At 68.5% G+C, this 19,559-nt stretch carries 19 protein-coding genes; 2 read left to right on the top strand and 17 right to left on the bottom strand.

The window, feature by feature from the left end; translation table 11 throughout:
• Positions 1-68: 68 nt before the first annotated feature.
• The 14 genes from O6P37_RS27385 to fadD5 all read right to left on the bottom strand — a co-directional run bounded on the left by O6P37_RS27385 (position 69) and on the right by fadD5 (position 15,740).
• Positions 69-749: a YoaK family protein gene (locus O6P37_RS27385; RefSeq protein ID WP_269897025.1), complete on the bottom strand. Its 681-nt coding sequence runs from the start codon at positions 747-749 to the stop codon at positions 69-71.
• A 20-nt stretch (positions 750-769) separates the two neighbouring features.
• A complete protein-coding gene (locus O6P37_RS27380) occupies positions 770-1,783 on the bottom strand; it encodes a mammalian cell entry protein (RefSeq protein ID WP_269897024.1) in 1,014 nt (337 codons plus the stop codon).
• Entirely contained in the window at positions 1,750-2,304 is a 555-nt protein-coding gene (locus O6P37_RS27375; RefSeq protein ID WP_269897023.1) for a mammalian cell entry protein, read from the bottom strand. The genes O6P37_RS27380 and O6P37_RS27375 overlap by 34 nt, the downstream gene beginning before the upstream one ends.
• Entirely contained in the window at positions 2,301-3,275 is a 975-nt protein-coding gene (locus tag O6P37_RS27370; RefSeq protein WP_269897022.1) for an RDD family protein, read from the bottom strand. The genes O6P37_RS27375 and O6P37_RS27370 overlap by 4 nt, the downstream gene beginning before the upstream one ends.
• Positions 3,272-3,958, bottom strand: a complete 687-nt coding sequence (locus tag O6P37_RS27365; RefSeq protein ID WP_269897021.1) for a hypothetical protein — start codon at positions 3,956-3,958, stop codon at positions 3,272-3,274. Before O6P37_RS27365 ends, O6P37_RS27370 begins: the two co-directional genes overlap by 4 nt.
• Complete coding sequence (locus O6P37_RS27360; protein WP_269897020.1) at positions 3,928-5,487, bottom strand: virulence factor Mce family protein; 1,560 nt, start codon at positions 5,485-5,487, stop codon at positions 3,928-3,930. Before O6P37_RS27360 ends, O6P37_RS27365 begins: the two co-directional genes overlap by 31 nt.
• Before the next feature lie 3 nt (positions 5,488-5,490).
• Positions 5,491-6,651 (bottom strand): virulence factor Mce family protein, encoded by a 1,161-nt coding sequence (locus O6P37_RS27355; protein ID WP_408633263.1) that lies wholly within the window; start codon positions 6,649-6,651, stop codon positions 5,491-5,493.
• Between the two features lie 24 nt (positions 6,652-6,675).
• Entirely contained in the window at positions 6,676-8,322 is a 1,647-nt protein-coding gene (locus O6P37_RS27350) for a virulence factor Mce family protein (protein WP_269897019.1), read from the bottom strand.
• Positions 8,323-8,336: 14 nt separating this feature from the next.
• The gene (locus O6P37_RS27345) at positions 8,337-9,920 is read right to left on the bottom strand and encodes a virulence factor Mce family protein (protein WP_269897018.1); all 1,584 of its coding nucleotides are present in this window, start codon (positions 9,918-9,920) and stop codon (positions 8,337-8,339) included.
• A complete protein-coding gene (locus tag O6P37_RS27340; protein WP_269897017.1) occupies positions 9,917-10,948 on the bottom strand; it encodes a virulence factor Mce family protein in 1,032 nt (343 codons plus the stop codon). The genes O6P37_RS27345 and O6P37_RS27340 overlap by 4 nt, the downstream gene beginning before the upstream one ends.
• A complete protein-coding gene (locus tag O6P37_RS27335) occupies positions 10,945-12,156 on the bottom strand; it encodes an MCE family protein (protein WP_269897016.1) in 1,212 nt (403 codons plus the stop codon). Before O6P37_RS27335 ends, O6P37_RS27340 begins: the two co-directional genes overlap by 4 nt.
• A 2-nt stretch (positions 12,157-12,158) precedes the next feature.
• Positions 12,159-13,052, bottom strand: coding sequence for an MlaE family ABC transporter permease (locus O6P37_RS27330; RefSeq protein ID WP_264014609.1), 894 nt, complete (start codon positions 13,050-13,052; stop codon positions 12,159-12,161).
• Between the two features lies 1 nt (position 13,053).
• On the bottom strand, positions 13,054-13,770 hold the full coding sequence (locus O6P37_RS27325; protein ID WP_408633265.1) for an MlaE family ABC transporter permease: 717 nt from the start codon (positions 13,768-13,770) through the stop codon (positions 13,054-13,056).
• A 296-nt stretch (positions 13,771-14,066) separates the two neighbouring features.
• Entirely contained in the window at positions 14,067-15,740 is a 1,674-nt protein-coding gene (fadD5, locus tag O6P37_RS27320) for a fatty-acid--CoA ligase FadD5 (RefSeq protein WP_269897061.1), read from the bottom strand.
• Between the two features lie 106 nt (positions 15,741-15,846).
• Here fadD5 and O6P37_RS27315 point away from each other — a divergent pair, with 106 nt between their 5' ends.
• Positions 15,847-16,551 (top strand): GntR family transcriptional regulator, encoded by a 705-nt coding sequence (locus O6P37_RS27315; RefSeq protein WP_269897014.1) that lies wholly within the window; start codon positions 15,847-15,849, stop codon positions 16,549-16,551.
• 1 nt (position 16,552) lies between these two features.
• Here O6P37_RS27315 and O6P37_RS27310 read toward each other — a convergent pair whose 3' ends face one another.
• Positions 16,553-16,990, bottom strand: a complete 438-nt coding sequence (locus O6P37_RS27310; protein ID WP_264014614.1) for an SRPBCC family protein — start codon at positions 16,988-16,990, stop codon at positions 16,553-16,555.
• 19 nt (positions 16,991-17,009) lie between these two features.
• A complete protein-coding gene (locus O6P37_RS27305) occupies positions 17,010-17,453 on the bottom strand; it encodes an acyl-CoA thioesterase (RefSeq protein WP_269897013.1) in 444 nt (147 codons plus the stop codon).
• Positions 17,454-17,488: 35 nt separating this feature from the next.
• On the opposite strand from O6P37_RS27305, the gene O6P37_RS27300 reads away from it, so the two are divergent.
• The gene (locus tag O6P37_RS27300; RefSeq protein WP_269897012.1) at positions 17,489-18,601 is read left to right on the top strand and encodes an alcohol dehydrogenase catalytic domain-containing protein; all 1,113 of its coding nucleotides are present in this window, start codon (positions 17,489-17,491) and stop codon (positions 18,599-18,601) included.
• Here the strand turns inward: O6P37_RS27300 and O6P37_RS27295 are convergent.
• The gene (locus O6P37_RS27295; protein ID WP_269897011.1) at positions 18,588-19,511 is read right to left on the bottom strand and encodes a mechanosensitive ion channel family protein; all 924 of its coding nucleotides are present in this window, start codon (positions 19,509-19,511) and stop codon (positions 18,588-18,590) included. The genes O6P37_RS27300 and O6P37_RS27295 overlap by 14 nt on opposite strands.
• Positions 19,512-19,559: the final 48 nt, after the last annotated feature.

Below are 19,559 nucleotides of genomic sequence, written 5' to 3'. Positions count from 1 at the left end.
CAACCAGATACCAGCGGACGGATCATTCGACACTGACGGCTCCCCTCGATGCATGTCCCGCGATGACCCTAACCGGCCGCATCGGGCCCGAACCGGAAGATCGCCGCCGCGCCCGCCACGACCAGTGCCGCAAGGGCGATCACCGGCGCCACCGTCACCAGGGTCAGCGTCGCCCCCACCACCGCTCCCCCGCACATCGTCAAAACCACCGTGTACCGCAGCTTTTCCCGCTCACCGGTGCCACCGGCCAGTCTGCTGTCGAAGCCGAGCCCGACGATCGTCGACGTCAGCACCGTGGTGCTGAGTTCCTGGATGCCGAACAGCCGGGCGGTGGCGTTCTGGCTGCCGAACACCACCGCGAGGCCGGCGATCAGGACGAGTTTCCCGCCGTCGTGATACTCGAGGACCCCAGTCCCGGCGAGCACCGAGAGAATGAGCAGGGCAACGACTTCCACGCCGAGCGCCACCGACAGCCAGCGACGCACCGCACTGTCGAGGTGACGCGCCAGCCGGCCACCGACGACGGTGCCCGCCACGAAGCTCACGAACGCCACGATCGCCGCGGTCAGGTCCACCCCGGAATCGGGGACGAACCAGAAGCCCAGGAAGATGACGTTGCCGGTCATGTTGGCGACGAACACATGGCCGAGCACGAGGACGCTGACCGCGTCGACCAGTCCGGTGGCGAACGTCAACAGCAGGAGCGCGGCGACCGTCGCCCGCTGCGAGACAGGTGACGCGACGGCCATGGCGCCCAACCTCTGTCGGGCTAGATCTGAGGTGTCAGATCCAGCTTGGTGACGGCGTTCATCCGGGTGATCATCCAGTGCGCATCCTGCCGCTCCAGGGTGAGCCGGTAGGACAGGTACCGCAGCGACGGGATGTTCTTGCTCACCGGACTCGTCGACACCGAGTTGGTGTACACGAGCGCGGTCGCCTCCGTCGGGGTCAGTGTCTCCACCGCCGCGCCCATCACCTCGGTGGTGTTGGTGACCTGCGCCTGCTTGTTGGTGGCCACGATGGCGTCGATGTAGCGGCGGTACTCCGACGCGAATTCACCTGTGAGGTAACGCGACGACCGGTCCGGCAACGTCTCCATGTCGTCCGGTGTGTAGGTCCACAGCGTGGTGACCGCCTCGGTCGCGGTGCGGGCGATGTCGACCTTGATGTCCACCGACGCACGGTCGGCCAGATAGGGCTGCAGCTGCGATGCCGCGAACGCCGTGGCGCCGACGAACAGTACGCCGGCAGCGGCGGCCGCCGCGATCAGCCGACGCCCGGCCGGCCGGTGCGGCACCAGGATCGGTTCGGGCTCGGGTTCCTGGTGTGCCTCGTCCGCATCGCCGGCCGCTGCCGCGCCAGCGTCGTCGTCAGCGTCCTCGTCAGCGTCCTCGTCGCGCTCCTCGTCAGCATCGTCGTCGGACACACCGGCGGCCTCCTCGGCGGCCTCCTCGTCCGGCTCGACGGGATCGACCGGGTCCGTGGCGGCCGGTTCGCCGGTCGCGACGGCCGGTTCAGCCGGCGGCGCGTCGGGCTCGGCGGCCACCCGCGTGCGCCGCGACTTCCCGACCGGGGTGCGCGGCGCGGCGGCCTCTTCGGATTCCGTTGTCGCGACGGCGGTTCCGTCGGTGGACGGGTCCGTCTTGGTGCCACGGCCGAACGGCCACCAACGTCGTCGCGCTGCCGGCCCGGTGTCCGCCACGGTCTGAGTGCCGGTGTCGACGTCGTCGTCCCGGTCGGGATCCGTGGTCAGATCACCTGGATCAGGTTGCTGATCTTCCACTCTTGTCCTTCCTGGGATGCGGTCGCCACCCACCGGCTGCCACTCTCGATCGTGGACTTGCCGTCCGGCGACTTGGTGCTGATCTTGGTGGCCACGAGGACGTCGGCGCTGCCGTCGGTGTTCCAGCGTTGCACGCCGGCCTCGAGCACCGTGCCCGTCGTGGGTTCGCCGCGGGCGACCTGGATGACGATCTCGTTGAGCTTCTCGCGGAACGTCTTGGCGAACTCGCCGGTGCCCTGGGCCAGGATGCGGTCCGCGTAGGCGTTGGCGTTGAACGGATCGAGCGTCGTGTACGACGTCATGAAGTTGCGCACGTAGCCCAGCGCCGCGGCGTCATCGGTCTGCGCGCGGTGGCTCCGCTCATGGCTGACCAGCATCAGCGTGCTCGCCGTGATCGCTGCCGCGACGAGGAGCGTGGCGATCGCCGCCACGATCGGCAGCCCCCACCGGATCGGCGGCTTCGGTTCGATGCGGAAGAAGTAGTCGGGCTCGCCCGACTCCACCTTGCGCCGGGGGCTCACTGGGTCGCTCCGTTGATGAGTGGCCGTTTTAGCACCGCGAGGTTGGACACCCGCCACTGGTCGCCGGACTTCTCGAAGTCGACCCGCAGGGTGGCGGTGATGAACTTCAGGTCCTTCGGGTCGGTGCCCCGCTGGCCCTGCATCGCGAGCAGCATCGCCGCCCGGTCCTTGGTCACGCCCGGCAGCACCGCGCTGCTCACGGCCCAGTACTCGTTGGTGCTGGCACCGGACTTCTTCGCCGCATCCTGCTGCTCGGTCAACTGTGCACGGTACGAGTCGGTGGCCAGGCCCTGCGCCCTCGCGAAGTCGTCGGCCATGGTGTCCAGGCTGTAGCTCAGCATCTGCTCGACGATCCGCGGGCCCTGCTCGGCGATCTGCTGGTGCGCCTGGTCGACGGCCCGCTCCTGGCGGTACACCACGAGGTAGCTCAGACCGACGGCGAGTGCGCAGACCACCACGGCGGCCAGCAGCACCTTGCCCGCGGTGCGGCGGACGTCGCGTTCGGGGCGATCGGACACCCGGACCTCGGTGCCCGTCAGCAGGTCGGCGAAGGTGCGGTTCCTGCCGTCCCACAGCGGCCACAACCAGCCGACCAGCAGCGCGGCCGTGTCGAGCAGGTGCGCGAGGTCACGGACCAGCAGCCGCCACACCCCCGCGGCCGTCCCGTCCCGGCGCACGACGCGGATTCCTGCCACCGCGCGGCCGACCGACCAGCCCGTCGTCGCGGGCAGCAGCCAGCGGTTGGCCATCGTCGCCAGCACCGCCGCGGCGCCCGCGACGGTGAAGACCCAGAACAGCCACCCCGTCTCGAGCGCGGTGAACGCGCACAGCGCCATCGTCGCCGCCACCGCGACGCCCGGCAGCACGTCCAGCGCGATCGCCGCCGCCCGCGCCTGCCACGAGGCCGGCCGACCGTCGGGAGTGCCGACGGCGGTCGCTTCGTGCGGTGGAGCGTCGAGGACAGCCGTCACGATGCGACCGTGTCGAGCCTGGCCACCTTGTACGTGCCGTCGTCGGGGGCCATCTGCACACGCAGCCGGTAACCCTGCTCCTGATCGGAGGCCTCTGAGTTGGTCACCTTGGTCCGCACCGCGACGAGGACGTTGATCGAACCGTCGTCGTTGTGCTTCTCCACCGCGGCCCGGATGTCGGACACCTGCACTGCGACGTTCGCCGCCCGGTAGGCGTCGACGAGCATTCCGCCGTAGAGGCCCGCCTGCACGGCGAAGTCCCCGGTCGAGCACTCCAGGATCTTCGCCTGACTTGCACTCATCGCGGCGGCGTCGGGCGCATGGGTGGCCGCCACGCACTCCTTGGCCGACTGCAGCGCGGTGGCCTCGTTGCGCGCCAGCGTCTGGCTCTCGTCGTTCGACCGAAGCGTGAGGTATCCGCCGACGCCCGCGCCGACCGCGAGGACCACCAGCGCCGCACAGATCCCGCCGGCCCAGCCGCGGCCGAGCCGCGCCGGGCGACGATCGTCCACGGAAGTGGGCGGTGCCGTCTCCGCATCGACGGCTGCCTGGTCAGGGCCGTCCACGGTGGTGTCTTCGATGGGTTCTTCGGTTGTCGTCTCGGTTGATACTGCTAACGACTGGTCCGGCGTTTGGTCAGCATCGGTGGGGTTCAGCTGGCGGGTGCCAGCATCTCCTTCCATCCGTCGTCTCCTGGGTTATTCGAGTTGCTGACGTTGTACCTGACGCCGTCAGGTCCGACCACCTCACCGCTGGACGGGTTGTACACCGCGGCACCGGGAGGTCCTGCTGCCGGAGTGTAGACGCAGGGGTTGGGCTGCTGTCCACTGCACTCGACGCGCCCCTGCCCGGGCGGGCTCAGCGGATCACTGACAGGCGCAGGTGGCGACGGCAGCTGGTCGGCGGGCAGCGGGTTCATCCCGTTGTTGATCGACGGCGCCGGGATGACGCCGGGGCGGCCCGGGTGCACGGGCTGGTCGCATCGAGCGGCAGGCGCCGGGCAGTTGAGGATCTGGTTCGGGTCGCCGTACCACGGGTTGGTACCCAGCGGCACGTACGGCTCGTCGCTGCGGCACTCCCGAGGCGTCGCGGCCCGCTTGCCCGGTACGTCGGCGCACGGATAGTTACGTGCGCCGCGGACGACGTTGGCCTGGAAGTCCTTCGGGATCTTGCAGTACGTGCCCGACGGCAGCGGCGCCATCGATGTGTCGGCAGGCGATCGCCACTCCGAGGCCGGCAGGAAGCCGGTCAGGCAGGGCGGTGGCTGGTTGATCGACAGACCGAAGTGCAGCAGGCCCTCACCCTCGAAGATGGTGCCCGCCTGGGCGACCGACGCGCCCTGCGGCAGCACCACCAACGCCTGCTCGAGGCCCTTGTTGTAGCGCTTGAGCATGTCGATGACGACCGCCAGGTTCGCCAGCGTCTGCGGCAGTGACTCACGCACGCCGCCGAACACCGACTCGAGCTGCTGGGCGGTCGGCGCCGCCTGCTGCAGGCCGCTGCGCAGCGCCGCGTCCTGCTCGGCCGACTGCGCGGCAAGGGTGTTCAGGTTGCGCGACCACTGGGCGATGTTGTCGCGCGACTGCACCTGACTCTCCAGGATCGGTGCCGAGTTGGCGATGATGTCGTTCACCGGGTCCAGGTTGTCCTTGAAGCCCTGGGCGAGGTTCGTCGTCGAGTCGACCAACCGCTGCAGCGCGGGGCCGAGTCCACCGACCGCCTCCGACGTCTCCGTCAGCAGCGAGTCGATCTTCTCCTTGGGCAGCACCTTGAGGCCGTTGTTCGCGGCGTCCAGCGCCGGGCCGACCTCACTGGGAACCGTGCTGTCGGTGATGGTCTGGCCGTCGGCGAAGAACTGGTTGGACTCCCCTGCCGGGACCAGGTCGAGGTACTGCTCGCCGATCGCCGAGACCGAATGCACGTTGGCCACCGTGTCGCGCGGGATCTTGTACCGGTTGTCGATGCTCATCGTCGCCTTGGCGCCGTCCTCGGTGGGCTCGACGGCGGTCACCTTGCCGATCGTGGTGCCTCGGTAGGTGACGTTCGCCGTCGAGTACAGCCCGCCCGAACGTGGCAGGTCGGCGTGCAGCGTGTACTGCCCGATACCGGCCAGGCTCGGAAGGCGCAGGTAGTACCAGCCCAACGCCACCAACGCGATCAGCGTCAGGATGGCGAAGAGCACCAGCTGGATCTTGATGAAGCGAGTCAGCACAGCTCACTCACCCCTTTCGACCAGTGGTCCGTTCGGCGCGTTGTGCGCGTTCGGCGTGAACCGCACATCCGGGATCATCGTCGCCGGGTCGCGGCCCCACGACTGCTCGAGTGCGCGCAGCATGCCCGACACACCGGTCCCCGTGAGGAAGCCGTTGTCCACAGCCGACAGCGTCAGGTCGACCAGCAGCGACACGTTGATGTAGTCGCCGCGCACCACCTTCGGCACGTTCTCGATGCTGAACGGCGCGGTGAGCATCAGCTTCAGCGCCCCGATCAGGTACGGCGACGACTTGGCGATCTGCTTGAGCGGCCGCTGCAGGTTGTTCAGGTTGGTGTTCAGCGGATCGCTTGCCTGACCGAGGTAGGTGTCGGCCGCGCTGCTGATCCGGCCGACCGCCTGCACGGCGTCGGCGAACAGGTCCCTGGTGTCCGCGAAGTGCTGGATGAGCGGCGGGAACTCGGTGAGCACCCGGTCCAGCGTGTCGTTGCGGCTCGCGACGATGCTCAGCAGCCGGTTGGTCGAGTCGATCGCCCTCGTCAGGTCCTCGCGCTGCTGGTTCAGTTCGTCGGTGAACACGTCGAGCCGGTTGAGGAACTCACGGATCTGATCGCCGCGACCGGTCAGCACGTTGTTGATCTCGGTCTGGATCACCTCGAGATTCGGGATACCGCCGCCGGTGAGGATGTTGCCGATGCTGGCCAGCACCCGTTCGGTGGTGGGGAACGCCGAGGCGTTGCGGAGCTCGATGGTGTCGCCGCTGCGCAGCTCACCCTGCGGGTCCTCCGGCGCTGCCAGCTCCACGTGCTGCGAACCCAGCAGGCTGGTCTGGCCGATCTTCGCCGTCGCGTTGCGCGGAAGCTTGACGTTCGGCTGCAGGTCCAGCGTCAGTACCGCGACCCAGTTCTTCAGCTCGATGGAACGGACGGCGCCGACGTAGACGTCGGCCACCCGCACGCGGCTGTTCACGTTGAGCGCGAGGGTGTCCGGCATCTGCACGTACACCGTCATCTTGTCCGAGCCGGAGCCCGGACCGCTGGGCAGCGGCACATTGGCGATGCCCTTCCACGACCCGCAGGACGTGAGCACCACAGCCGCGACGGCCAGCGCAGCCGTGCGGAATGCGACGCGGCGGGCCGAGACGGACCGACCCGGGAATCGCATACTGCGCATCCTCATCGCTTTCACTTATCCACCTGCCTCGGCGGGTAGGGGCGGACCGGCCGGTGCGGCCGGGGCGGGGCCGGGTGCCGGTCCCGCTGCGGGACCCGACATCGGCGACGGACCACCCGGATCACCCGGGATCACACCCGGCGCGGGGGCCGGCGGCGGGCCGGGCTGCGGGTACCACGGCGGCGGCAGCGGCTGGTTCTCCTGGTAGGCGTTCGGCGGCCCCGGCAGCTTGCCGTTGGCGCCGACACCGAAGGCCGGCGGCGCGGTCGGCGGAGCGATGTCCGGCCCACCGAGCAGTGCGGCCAGGGAGTCCGGCGTCAGCATGTTCGCGGTGAACGGCTGCACGTCGACGCCCTGCATCCCGGGCGCCACGACCCAGCCCGGCTCGTGGTTGCCGTGCGAGAACAGCGTGTCGCGGGAGAAGATGCCGGGCACCGTCGTGTCCTTGTAGCCGGGCGGCGGCTGCAGCCGCGGCTCGGAGTAGGTGACCATCTTCGGCAGCGTCAGCGCGGTGCTGATCTGGTTCAGGCCGAACGGCGGGAAGTTGAACTTGATCGCGTCGAGGATCGGTGCGAGGTACTGCGCACACAGCTCGCCCGACTCCTGGTAACCCAGCCGGCTGCCCGCCTGGATTGCACTGCAGATGAACTGCATGGGGTTGGCCATGTTGTTGATCACCGGCAGACCCACGATGCCGCCGTTGACCGGCGAGCTGATGTTGACGATGTTCGCGCCGAGGTTCGGGAACACGTGCAGACCGGTCTCGAGGCCGTCGAGCGGCTCCGGCTGCAGGATCGCGTTCGTGACGTCGGCGAGATTGTTCACGTCCTTCGTCAGCACCTCGGCGTTCTCGTCGAGGAAGCCGCGGGTGGTGGACAGCAGCTGGTTCAGGTCCTGCAGTGCGTTGGCCAGTTCACGGTCGGTGTTGGTGAACGCGTTCGTGAACTGCGCCAGGTCGTCATTGAGCGCGACGAACTGCTGATCGCTCTGGTACAGCGCGTTGACGAACAGGGCCAGGCTCTTGACGATGCTGAAGAAGTCGTCGCGGCCCTCGTTGAGGGTGGTCAGCGCCTCCGACAGGCTGTTGAGCGTCGTGTTGATCTGCTTGCCCTTGCCGGCCAGACCGTCGGCGAACGACTCGATGACCTCGCCGAACGGGCCCTTCGGGTCCTCCTTCGAGGGACCGAGGTCGGTCAGGATCTTGTCGAGCGAGTCACGCAGCTCGTCCCACTCGACGGGCACCTGGGTCCGGTTGAGCGGGATGACCGCACCGTCCTCCATCACATCGCCGCCGGTGTAGGCCGGGGTGAGCTGGATGGTGCGCGACGCGACCAGGCTCGGGTTCAGGATCGAGGCCGACGCGTCCTTGGGGACCTTGTACTTCGACGAGTAGGTGAAGGTGACCCTCATCTTGTCGCCGTCGGGGTCGATCGCGTCGATCTTGCCGACCTGGACGCCCATGATCTGCACCTTGTCGCCGGGGTACAGCGCCAGGGTGTCGGTGAAGTAGGCGGTGACGGTGTTGGTGGTCAGCTTCTTGTAGAGCTGCCAGCCGACGAACGCGGCCACCAGCGCCACGATCACCAGAAGCGTTCCGATGATGACCGTGGCACGGGACATCGCCGGCAACTTCATGTTGCGGATGTTGAAGATCGTCGACATCTGTCAGGCCCCCGTCATTCTTGTGCTCCGGGCGGGAGGAAGGGCGGATTACCGGGCAGCGGCGCCGTGTTGACGGGCGGCAGCTGCTGGCCGGGTCCCGGCGGTGGCGGCGGACCGTTCAGCGGCGCGGGGATCGGTGCGAACCCCGGCAGCGGACCCGGCGGCGTCGGGTCCGGGAACGGACCCGGCGGCGAAAGTCGCGCCCCGGGCGGGCCGGGCGCCAGCGGCACCGGGGTGCCCGGCACCGGCGGAGCCACCTGACCAGGGACCGCCGCGGCCGGGATGCCCGGCGTTGGCGGCAACCCGTTCGGGTTCGGATCCGAGGTGGCGACATTCGGCGGGCCGTAGTTCGGACCGTACGGGTTGTCACCGAACGGACCGACGGTCAGATCGGCACACGGCAGCGGGTTGCCCGGCGTGGGCAGGCCGTCGGCAGCCGGCGTGTAGGAGCACGGGCTGCCCCTCGGCACGGCCGGGCCCGGGAACTCCGGGGTGCCCTGCAGCGTCGCGGGCGCGGGCGGCGGGGCGCCGTTGGGCTGGCGCTCGCCGTTCGGGTCCGGGAACTGGTAGGCCGGTAGGCCGGCGTCGCGCCAGAACTTCTGCGGATCGATGCCGCGCTTCTGGAACGCGGCGTCCACCCACGGCTGCAGGATCCAGTACGGGGCCAGGTTGACCAGCATCACCTTGAAGTACGGGCCGGACGCGATGCCCTCGGCCAGCGATGCAGTGAACTTGCTCAGCGTGGTCAGCACGTCGACCAGGTCGAACTTGCGCTCGACCAGGATGTCGCTGATGGTGCGGAGTTGCTCGAGCACGTTGTTCAGGTTCGGGTTGTCGTCGATGAAGCCCTTGACCTGCTCGGAGAACGCAGACACCCGCTCCAGCAGCATGCTGACGGCGTACTGCCGCTCGTTGATCGCGCCGAGCAGTGTCTGCGCGTTCACCAGCAGCTGGTTCACCTGCTCGCTGCGCGAGCCGAGCACGCCGGCGATCTTGTTGGCGTTGGCCAGCAGCTCCTTGAGCTGATCGTCGCGCTTGCCGAGCGTGTCGGAGAACCGGGCCACCCCGTCGAGTGCGGCACTCAGGTGCGGATAGGTCTGGTCAATCGTCTCCGACAGCACGTTCAGCGACCGCTTCACCGTGTCGGTGTCCCAGCCGGACGCGGCCTTGGTGACGTCGAAGAAGGCGTCGTAGACCTGGTACGGCGTGGTGGTCTGGCCGAGCGGGAGGACGCCGTTGACCTGCAGGGCCTTCGAGCCGCGCGGAATGATCTCCAGGTTCTTGCGGCCCAGGATCGTGTCGGTGCGGATCGCGGCGCGGCTGTCGCTGCCGATCTCCACCCCGCCGAGGGTGTAGCCGATGCGGATCTTGTCGCCGTCGATCTCGGTCCTCTTGACCTCGCCGACGTCCACGCCCGCGATGCGGACCTTGTCACCGGGGGTCAGGCCCGCGGTGTCGGTGAACTGTGCGTAGTACACCGGCTGCGCGAACAGCATCGGCACACTGGCGAAGCTCTGCCCGACCCCGATGACCAGCGCCAGGATGACGATGCCCATCAGGCCGTTGCGGACCCGGTTGCTTCCTTCGAGTGTCCTCATTGCGGGGTGCACCTACCCGATGGCTGCGACCAGACCTTGACCGTGCGCACCGGTCCACCGGGCTGCAGGCCGTTGAGCTTGAGGGTCACGTCGCACGCATAGAAGTTGAAGAAGTCGCCGTAGACGCCGCCCGCGCGGCCGATGATCTTCAACGCGTTCGGCAGCCGGACCAGGATGTCATTGAGCTGCTCCTTCTGGTCGATCAGCGGCTGCTGGGTGGCCTCGAGGTAACCGATCGTGTCCTGCAGCAGGGGCCGGTTGTCGGCCAGCAGGTCGGCGACGGTGCCCGCGGCATCGCTGATGTCGCCGACCGACGTCGCGATCGGATCGGCGCGGTTCTTCAGGCCGGTGATGAGCTTCTCGAAGTTCACCAGCGTCTCGTCGAACTGCTTCTGGTGCTTGACGGTGGTGTCGAGGACCGTGTTCAGGTTCCGGATCACCTCGCCGATCGCCTGGTCGCGGTCGGCCAGCGCCGACGTCAGCGAGGCGGTTTGGTCGAGGATGTCGTTGATGGTGCCGCCCTGGCCCTGGAAGATCGTGATGATCGACTGGGCGATGTTGTTGACCTTGTCAGGGTCCAGCGCCCGGAACAGCGGCCGGAAACCGCCGACCAGCGCGTCGAGATCCAGTGCCGGTTCGGTGTGCTCGATCGGGATGGTGCCGCCCGACGGCATCCGCCGGTCGCTGTCGCCGCGCTTGAGCTCCAGGTACCGGTCGCCGATCAGGTTGAGGTAGCGGACCGAGGCGGTGGAACCCTCGAACAGCGGCAGCGAGCGGTCGATGGCGAAGCTCACCTCGACACGGCTGCCCTCGTCGATGATCTTGACGTCTTTGACCTTGCCGACCTCGACGCCGGAGGCCCGGACGAACTGGCCGGGGCGCAGGCCGCTGGCGTTGGAGAAGATCGCCGTGTATCCCGAGGTGCGGTCGAATCGCATCTGCCCGAACACCACGATGATGATCGCGGTGAACAGCAGCAGCACCAGGGAGAAGGCGCCCAGCTTGATGGCGGTACCGGTGATTTTCATGGGTTGATCGTGTTCTCCCCGATCTGGCGTCCCCAGACGTACTCGATGGCGATGGGCTGGCCGAGCTCAATGTGGTTGTAGGGAGCGATGGAGGCACCGGTGTCCATCACCAGGTACGGCGCGGGCCACAGGTCGCGGGTGACCGGCTGCCAGCAGCCCGGCCTGCCCTCGGGGCCGCCCCTGGCGTTCACCCGCGGCAGGTTGTCCGGGTACACGTAGGGGTTGCCGGCGCCGAGCACCTCGGAATGGGTCTGCAGCGAGTAGCCGTTGCCGCCGAGCGAGGCGGCGATCTTCGGCTCGACGTCGTGGAAGTTGCGGATGGTGCAGAACAGCGCCGGGCTGTACTCGTCGAGGATCTCGCTCGTCGGGACCAGGTCCTCCGCGCCGCGCACCAGGTACGGGCCGCCGCGCTCGAAGACCTCGCCGCCGGTGTTGCCGAACCCGACGGCGGCCATCAGCGCCGCATCGAGGTTGCCGCGCTCCTGATTGAGCGTGCGCGCGGTGGTCACCGCGTTCTCCAGCCCGTCGAACAGGTCGGGCGACGCGTCGGCGTACACCTCACCCAGGTCGGCCAACCCTCGGACGTCGCGCCGGATCTCGGGCATCTGCGGGTTGATCTCGGCCAGGATCTCGTTGCCGTTGATCACCGACTCACCGAAGCGGTCGCCGAGCCCTTGGAGCGCCTCGGCCGCCGCGGTCAGCGTCTGGTTCAGCTTGATCGGGTCGACCTGCTGGGCGACGTCGACCACGGTCTCGAACAGCGTGTTGAACTCGGTGGTCACCTTCGTCACGTCGATCACGTCGGAGCTGCTGATCCGCTGCTTCGACGGGTTCTCCGGCGTCGAGAACGACACGTACTTGTTGCCGAACACGGTGGTCGCGGAGATGTCGGCGTTGACGTTCTGCGGGATCAGGTCGATGTACTTGGGCTCGACCTCGAGCAGGATCTTGGCGCGGGGTTCCTCGCCGACGCTCTCGGCCTCGACCTCGGCGACCCGGCCGATCTCGACGCCGTTGTAGGTCACCTTGTTACCGGGGTCGAGGTTGAGGCCGGCCCGCGAGGACATCATCGTGAGCTGCTCGCGCGGCGCGAAGTCACCGCGGAACTGGAACCAGACCAGCGTGGTCACCACCGCGAGAATGAGCACCAGCACCAGGCCGGCCAGCTTGTACGGCGGTGTCTTGGGCTTGTTGATGGGAGCGGTCATGGCTACACCGTCAGGTTGAAGTTCGGGTCGGTGCCGTAGAGCGCCAACGAAGCAAACAGGACCACCAACACGATCGCGATCAGGGAGGCGCGCATGGATCGGCCGACCGCCTCACCGACGCCCACCGGGCCGCCGCTGGCGAAGTAGCCGTAGTAGCAGTGATTCAGCATGACGATCACCGAGATGATGATCGCCTGCACGAACGACCACATCACGTCGTCCGGCCGCAGGAAGGTGCGGAAGTAGTGCTCGTAGGTGCCGGTCGACTGGCCGTAGAACAACGTCGTGGTGATCTGCGCGGACAGGAAGCTCATGATGATCGCCATCGCGTACAGCGGGATGATCACCACGAAGCCGGCCATGATGCGGGTGGACACCAGGTAGGAGATGGACTTGATGCCCATCACCTCGAGGGCGTCGATCTCCTCGGCGATGCGCATGGCCCCGAGCTCGGCGGTGGCGCCCGCGCCCACGGTTGCGGCCAGTGCCTGACCGGACACCACGGGTGCGGCGATGCGGACGTTGACCAACGCGGCGAAGAACCCGGTGAACGCCTCGACGCCGATGTTGCCCAGCGACGCGAAACCCTGGATGGCGATCAGCGAGCCGCCGGACAGGGTCACGAAGCCGACGATCGCCACCGTTCCGCCGATGACGGCCATCGCGCCGGTGCCCATGCCGATTTCGGCGATGAGCCGCAGCATCTCCTTGCGGTAGAAGCGCATAGCGTGACCGATGGAGCCGATCGCGGTGACGACGAACCACGCGACGTGCCCGATGCTGTCGAGTCCGCGTGACGGTGCGCTGGCGATCTTCTCGGCCCGCGCGACGCCCCGTGGGAAGCGCTGCCGCAGAACGGTTCCGGTCTCGGAGTGTCCCTGAGTCTTGGTTGCCATGTCAGCGCCCCGTTCCAAAACGCACGCCGATGGTGGTCATCACGACGTTGACGGCGAAGAGGGCGATCACGCAGAGCACCAGCGTCTCGTTGACCGCCGTGCCGACGCCCTTGGCGCCGCCGGACACCGTGAGGCCGCGGTAGCAGCCGACCAGACCGGCGATCAGGCCGAACGTGAGCGCCTTGACGATCGAGATGAGCACCTCGGGCAATCCGGTGACCAGCGTCAGCGTCGACACGTAGGCGCCCGCCGAGATGTTCTGGATGTACACGCCGAAGATGAAGCCGCCCACCAGGCCGATGGTGATGACGGCGCCGTTGAGCAGGAACGCCACGAAAGTCGAGGCGAGGACGCGGGGCACGACGAGCCGGTGGATCGGGTCGATGCCGAGGACCTCGAGGGCGTCGATCTCCTCGCGGATGGTGCGGGCGCCGATGTCGGCGCAGATGGCCGTCGAGCCCGCGCCCGCGACCACCAGCACGGTCACCAGTGGCCCGAGCTGCGTGACCGCGCCCAGTGCCGCACCAGCGCCGGAGATGTCGGCGGCGCCGAACTCGGCCAACAGGATGTTCAGCGTGAAGATGATGAGGACGGTGAGCGGGATGGCGACCGCGATGGTGGGCAGGAACGCCACCCGCATCAGGAACCAGCCCTGCAGGACGAACTCGCGTCCCTGGAACGGCGTCTTGAAAGTTGCTCGGGCGGTGAGCACGCACATGCGGACGAAGCCGCCGACCGCTTCCAGAACCGGCCTGGCCTGGTCACGTACGTAACCCGTCAGACTGCCGGAACCGGCCGTCACCAGTGCACTCCCACGACGGAACCCGATTCGTCATGGCGCAACGGCAATTCCTGTCGCACGCCCCCTCCTTGTCCCGTCCCCGCACGTGTGACGTCGATCTCCCTACTCACGGGTAGTAAGCAAGACCACAGGACTGTACCCGATGAAATCCTGGCCGTGGACCGCATCGGCCGGATTGAGCCTTCAACTGTTAGCAAACGCATCACCTTTGGCTAGCTCTCTCCGGAGGCGGCAGAAACTGTTGTCGCAGACGAACTTTCGTTCGCGTCAGTAGATAGCTGGCCGGCGAATCGGGCGCGCAGTTCCGTCTTGAGCACTTTGCCGGCGGGGTTGCGAGGGAGTGCGTCGACGACCTCGAGCGCCTTCGGGTGCTTGTAGCGCGCCAGCCGTTCGGTGAGGAAACCGTCGAGATCCGCGAGGGTGAGGCCCTGCTCGGTCGCCGCCGCTCCCACCGCCACGATGGCCACCGGCACCTCGCCCCACTTCTCGTGTGCCCGCCCGATCACCGCCACCTCGGCGATGGCGGGGTGGGCGGCGAGCGCGTTCTCCACCTCGGCGCAGTAGATGTTCTCGCCGCCGGAGATGATCATGTCCTTCTTGCGGTCGACCACCCAGATGTAGCCCTCGCCGTCTTGGCGCACGAGATCGCCGGAGTGGAACCAGCCGCCTTCGAACGCCTCCGCGGTGGCCTTCGGGTTGTTCCAGTAGCCGGCCATCAGGGTCGGTGCGCGGTAGACGATCTCACCGACCTGTCCGGTCGGGACGTCGTTCATGTTCTCGTCGACGACGCGGGCGGCGACGGTGGGGATCACCTTGCCGACCGAACCGAGCTTGCGCAGCGCGTCCTGCGCCAGCAGCATGCAGGTCACCGGCGACATCTCGGTCTGACCGAAAGCCGCGTAGATCTGGGTGCCCGGGAACATCTCTGACATGTCGCGCAGGAGAGTATCCGACGCCGGGGCGGCACCCCAGGACAGCACCCGAAGCTTCAGCGTCCGTGGCCTGGCGCACTGCTCGGCGCACACCGCCTGCCACTGCGCGGGCACCAGGAAGATCGAGGTGACCTGCTCGGCGGCGAGCACGTCGAGCAGCGCACCCGGATCGAAGGCGCCCAGCGGGTAGACGACGGTCGGCAGGCCGAGCAGCAGGCCGCTGATCATGTTGCCCACCCCGGCGATGTGGAACAGCGGGACACCGATGAAGCCGACGTCGTTGTTGATGTCCGGGCTGACCGTGAAGAGGTTGGTCATCGCCTGGCCGGTGATGTTGTTGTGGGTCAGCACCGCGCCCTTGGGCCTGCCCGTGGTGCCCGAGGTGTACATGATCAGCGCGGGTGAGTCGTTGGGGATGTCGACCGGCGCGGGCGGGTCGCCGGCCTCGTCGAGCAGGTCGTCGTAGCCGAGCACGGTGTCGGCGTCGGTGCTGCCGCCCGCCACGATCACCGTCGTCAGTGTCGGGTCGAGGTCGCGCACCGCGGTGGCGACAGGGGCGAGCACCGACTCGGTGACGACCACGCGGGCCTGGCAGTCGCTCACCAGGAAGGCGATCTCGGGCGGGGTCATCCGGAAGTTGACCGGCACGGCGATCGCGCCGAGCTTGTTGGCCGCGAGCACCGACTCCATGAATTCGGTGCGGTTGAGCATCAGCACCAGCACCCGGTCGCCGAACCCGATGCCGCGGCGGCTCAGGGCGCCCGCGAGTGCGGTCACCCGCCGGTCGAGCTCACGCCACGTGGTCGTGTGCCCGAGGAACCGCAGCGCGGTCCTCTCCGGCTGCATGGCCGCATGCCGGGAGAGCTGGTTGACCCAGTTCTGCCGGCGGGCCAGATAGGGCTGCTCGGTGAGGGCGGGAGGGTCGAGCTGGCTCAACGGCGATGCTCCGGGGATCGTGGGTTGCGCACGGCTGATATTTGATCAAACATGGTGTAGCCCCGGTCACACTATGGCCTCGGTGGCTCGGGGACAACCCCACGCCAGACGGACACTCCCGGCCATGGAGACCACCGTGAACGCACCTGCGACACCCCGGGTCGCGCCGACGCGACGGGTCCGCCGCGAACAGCTCTCCGACGAGGTGGCCGCTCACCTGCGGTACGCGATCATGTCCGGTTCGCTGCGTCCGGGCACGTTCATCCGGCTCGACGAGACGGCCGCTTCGCTGGGCGTCAGCATCACCCCGGTGCGCGAGGCGCTGCGGACGTTGCGGGGCGAGGGCATGGTGCAGCTGGAACCGCACCGCGGCCACGTCGTCGTCCCGCTCAGCCGTGCCGACGTCGAGGACATCTTCTGGCTGCAGTCCACCATCGCCAAGGAACTCGCGGCGAGTGCGACCGCGCGCATCACCGACGCGCAGATCGACGAACTGGACCGGCTCATCGACGCGCTGGCCGTGGCCGTCGACGAGCGCGAGCCCGAGCTGGTGGCGCAGGCGGTCTTCGACTTCCACCGGACGCTCAACCGGTCGACGGGACGGATCAAGCTGGCGTGGTTCCTGCTTCATGCGGCCCGCAACCTGCCGCCGCTGTTCTACGCCAACGACCCGCAGTGGGGCGAGCGGGCGGTGGCCAACCACCGGGCGGTGACCGCGGCGCTGCGCCGGCGCGACGCCGAGACCGTCGTGCGCCTGACCGACGCGCAGTTCACCGACGGCGCCCGGCGGCTGATGGCGCGGCTGGAGGAGATCGGGCTGTGGAGCTGAGTCAGGCCGAGAGCTGCTCGGCGCGCGCCTTGAGGTTGTCGGCGAGGTAGTCGATGGTGTCGCCGATCGCCTTCTTCACCATCGGCTTCGGGATGGCCAGCTTGGTCTCCACGTCGAGGTCGACGGTGAGCAGCGACGTGGGGCCCATCGGCACCACGGAGAACTTCTGCTCCTGCTTGTCGAAGTGATCGCCCTGCTGCAGCATCGTGAAGATCTCGTTCTCGCCGGGGTAGTAGACGGCGGTGATGAACGTGCCCGCCTGGCCCTGCACCTCGACGTCGAGGCGGAGCTGGCTCGGTCGCCCGTCGTCGTAGCGGGCCAGGATCCAGCAGCCCTTGATCTCGGGATTCCACTCGGGGTACTTCTCGAAGTCGCGGACGATCCCCAGGATCGCCTCGGCGGGGGCCGACACCTCGACGGTCTTGCTCACCAGCGGCATCGGGCGAGCATAGCGAGCGTCAGTCGGACGGCACGCGAGCAGTTTCGAGCAGATCCCGGATCGGATCGGGGATCGGGATCGGGCGGCGTGAATCGCGGTCGACGTAGACGTGCACCCAGTGCCCGACGGCCGCGACCGGCACGTCGCCGCCCGCCGCGGGGAACAGCGAGAGCCGGTAGGTGACGCTGCTGGTGCCGATCCTCGTGACGGCCAGGCCGACGGTCAGCGGGTCGGGGAACTTGAGCTCCGCGAAGTACTGGCAGCCCGACTCGGCGACCACGCCCAGCCACGGCGCCTCGAGCGGGTCGACCCCGATCGTGGTGGTGATCCACGCGTTGATCGCGGTGTCGAACAGCGCGTAGTACACCGCGTTGTTGAGGTGGCCGAACATGTCGTTGTCGGTCCAGCGGGTCAGCACCGGCCAGTGCACCGGGAAGTCGCGACTGGTGAGGTCGGTCGGCATGGGTAGCAGTCTCCCAGTCGGGCAGTCTGGTGGACATGACAGTGCGCATCCGCGGCGCGGTGCTCGAGGAGATCGGGCGTCCGAGGCCCTACACCGAGTCGACCCCACTGACCGTCAGCGACCTCGACCTCGCGCCGCCGGGCCCCGACGAGCTGCTCATCGGCATCGAGGCCGCCGGGCTCTGCCACTCCGACCTGTCGGTGGTCGACGGGAACCGGGTGCGACCGGTGCCGATGCTGCTCGGTCACGAGGCGGCCGGTGTGGTGGAGCAGGTCGGTCCCGGCGGGTCGGACCTCGCCGTCGGCCAGCGGGTGGTGATGACGTTCCTGCCTCGGTGCGGGCACTGCCCCGCCTGTGCGACCGACGGCCTCACCCCGTGCGAGCCGGGCAGCGCCGCCAACGCCGCGGGCACGCTGATGCACGGCGACATCCGGCTGAGCCGCGACGGCCGGCCGGTGCACCACCATCTGGGCGTCTCCGGCTTCGCCACCCACGCCGTCGTCGACCGGCATTCGGTGGTCCCCGTCGATGCCGACGTCCCGCCGGTGGTCGCGTCGCTGCTGGGCTGCGCCGTGCTCACCGGCGGCGGCGCCGTGCTCAACGTCGGGCGGCCGCAGCCCGGCCAGACCGTCGCGGTGGTCGGCCTCGGCGGAGTGGGCATGGCCGCGGTGATCACCGCGCTGGCCCACGACGACGTGCGCGTGGTCGGCATCGACCAGCTCGACGACAAGCTGGACCGGGCCCGCGCGATGGGCATCCACGAGGCCTACACCCCCGAACAGGCCGCCGAGCAGAACCTCAAGGCGACGGTGGTGGTCGAGGCGGTCGGCCACCCCGCGGCGCTGGAGACCGCGGTCGCGCTGACCGCGCCGGGCGGCCGCACCGTGACCGTCGGCCTGCCGCGGCCCGACGCGCGGATCACGTTGTCGCCGTTGGGGTTCGTCGCCGAAGGCAGGTCGCTCATCGGCAGCTATCTGGGTTCGGCGGTGCCCGCCCGCGACATCCCGGTGTTCGTCGACCTGTGGCGTTCGGGGCGGCTGCCGGTGGAGTCACTGGTGTCGTCAACCATCACCCTCGACGAGATCAACGCCGGCATGGACCGTCTCGCCGAGGGCGAAGCGGTGCGTCAGGTGATCAGTTTCGGCTAGCGCCCGCGCCGACCGGCGCCTTCGTGGCGATGCCCTCGCGGCGGAGCGCGTCCACGATCAGTGAGCGCAGCCTGCGGCTCACCTCGAACTGCTTGCCGGGCAGCGTGCGCGCCACCATCTGCAGGTTGACGGTGTCGAGTTCCATGCTCTCGACGCCCATCAGCGAGGGCTCGTCGAGCAGCAGGTCCGAAAGGGTGGCGTCCTTCACGGCGGCGGCCGAGACGTTGCGCAACACCTCGTTGACGTGGTTGAGGTCCGCCGACGCCGGCACCGGGACGTCGACGACCGCGCGGGCCCAATCCTTCGACAGGTTCAGCGCTTTCACGATCTGACCGTTGGGCACGGTGTACATCTCGCCATCGGCCGTGCGCAGCTTCGTCACCCGCAGGGTGACGTCCTCGACCGTGCCCTGCGCCGTCCCGCCGCCGTTCACGGTGAGCTCCACCAGATCACCGAAGCCGTACTGCTTCTCGGTGATGACGAAGAAGCCGGAGAGCAGGTCCTGGACGATGCGCTGGGCGCCGAAACCGAGCGCGGCGCCGAGCACCGCGGCCGGCGCCACCAGCGATCCGACCGGAAGGCCCAGCTGGTTCGCGATGTCGACAGCGACCATGACGTACAGCACGGCGATCGCCACCGACGAGATCACCGACGCCAGCGCCTGCCGGTGCTTGACGCTCTCCGAGCGCACCACGGCGTCGCTGTCGTCGATCCGGCTCAGCCGGTTGCTGATCCGCTTGGCGACGTAGCGGATGACCCGGGTGGCGATCACCACGAACACCAGGACCAGCAGGATGTGCAGGCCCTTGGTGGCCAGCCAGTGGCCCAGGCTGTTCTGCCAGAAGCCGTGCCAGGAGTCGCCGAACGCCGCGAGATTCCGGATGTCGTGGGTGTCGATGTCTGAAGTCATCGCCCGGAAGCCTTCCCACTGCCCGCGGGGGGCCAAACACCGCGGCGC

This window comes from Mycobacterium hippophais (assembly GCF_027529605.1).
Lineage (GTDB): Bacteria > Actinomycetota > Actinomycetes > Mycobacteriales > Mycobacteriaceae > Mycobacterium > Mycobacterium arseniciresistens.
Note: the sequence above shows the minus strand (reverse complement) of the source record. Positions and strands in the feature narration are given on the sequence as shown.

What these genes read in the sequence shown, in the direction of transcription:
- O6P37_RS27385 (WP_269897025.1), bottom strand. Translation starts at nt 749, where the DNA reads ATGGCCGTCGCGTCACCTGTCTCGCAGCGGGCGACGGTCGCCGCGCTC.
- O6P37_RS27365 (WP_269897021.1), bottom strand. Translation starts at nt 3,958, where the DNA reads ATGGAAGGAGATGCTGGCACCCGCCAGCTGAACCCCACCGATGCTGAC.
- O6P37_RS27355 (WP_408633263.1), bottom strand. Translation starts at nt 6,651, where the DNA reads ATGCGATTCCCGGGTCGGTCCGTCTCGGCCCGCCGCGTCGCATTCCGC.
- O6P37_RS27350 (WP_269897019.1), bottom strand. Translation starts at nt 8,322, where the DNA reads ATGTCGACGATCTTCAACATCCGCAACATGAAGTTGCCGGCGATGTCC.
- O6P37_RS27345 (WP_269897018.1), bottom strand. Translation starts at nt 9,920, where the DNA reads ATGAGGACACTCGAAGGAAGCAACCGGGTCCGCAACGGCCTGATGGGC.
- O6P37_RS27340 (WP_269897017.1), bottom strand. Translation starts at nt 10,948, where the DNA reads ATGAAAATCACCGGTACCGCCATCAAGCTGGGCGCCTTCTCCCTGGTG.
- O6P37_RS27335 (WP_269897016.1), bottom strand. Translation starts at nt 12,156, where the DNA reads ATGACCGCTCCCATCAACAAGCCCAAGACACCGCCGTACAAGCTGGCC.
- O6P37_RS27330 (WP_264014609.1), bottom strand. Translation starts at nt 13,052, where the DNA reads ATGGCAACCAAGACTCAGGGACACTCCGAGACCGGAACCGTTCTGCGG.
- O6P37_RS27325 (WP_408633265.1), bottom strand. Translation starts at nt 13,770, where the DNA reads ATGTGCGTGCTCACCGCCCGAGCAACTTTCAAGACGCCGTTCCAGGGA.
- O6P37_RS27315 (WP_269897014.1), top strand. Translation starts at nt 15,847, where the DNA reads ATGGAGACCACCGTGAACGCACCTGCGACACCCCGGGTCGCGCCGACG.
- O6P37_RS27310 (WP_264014614.1), bottom strand. Translation starts at nt 16,990, where the DNA reads ATGCCGCTGGTGAGCAAGACCGTCGAGGTGTCGGCCCCCGCCGAGGCG.
- O6P37_RS27305 (WP_269897013.1), bottom strand. Translation starts at nt 17,453, where the DNA reads ATGCCGACCGACCTCACCAGTCGCGACTTCCCGGTGCACTGGCCGGTG.
- O6P37_RS27300 (WP_269897012.1), top strand. Translation starts at nt 17,489, where the DNA reads ATGACAGTGCGCATCCGCGGCGCGGTGCTCGAGGAGATCGGGCGTCCG.
- O6P37_RS27295 (WP_269897011.1), bottom strand. Translation starts at nt 19,511, where the DNA reads ATGACTTCAGACATCGACACCCACGACATCCGGAATCTCGCGGCGTTC.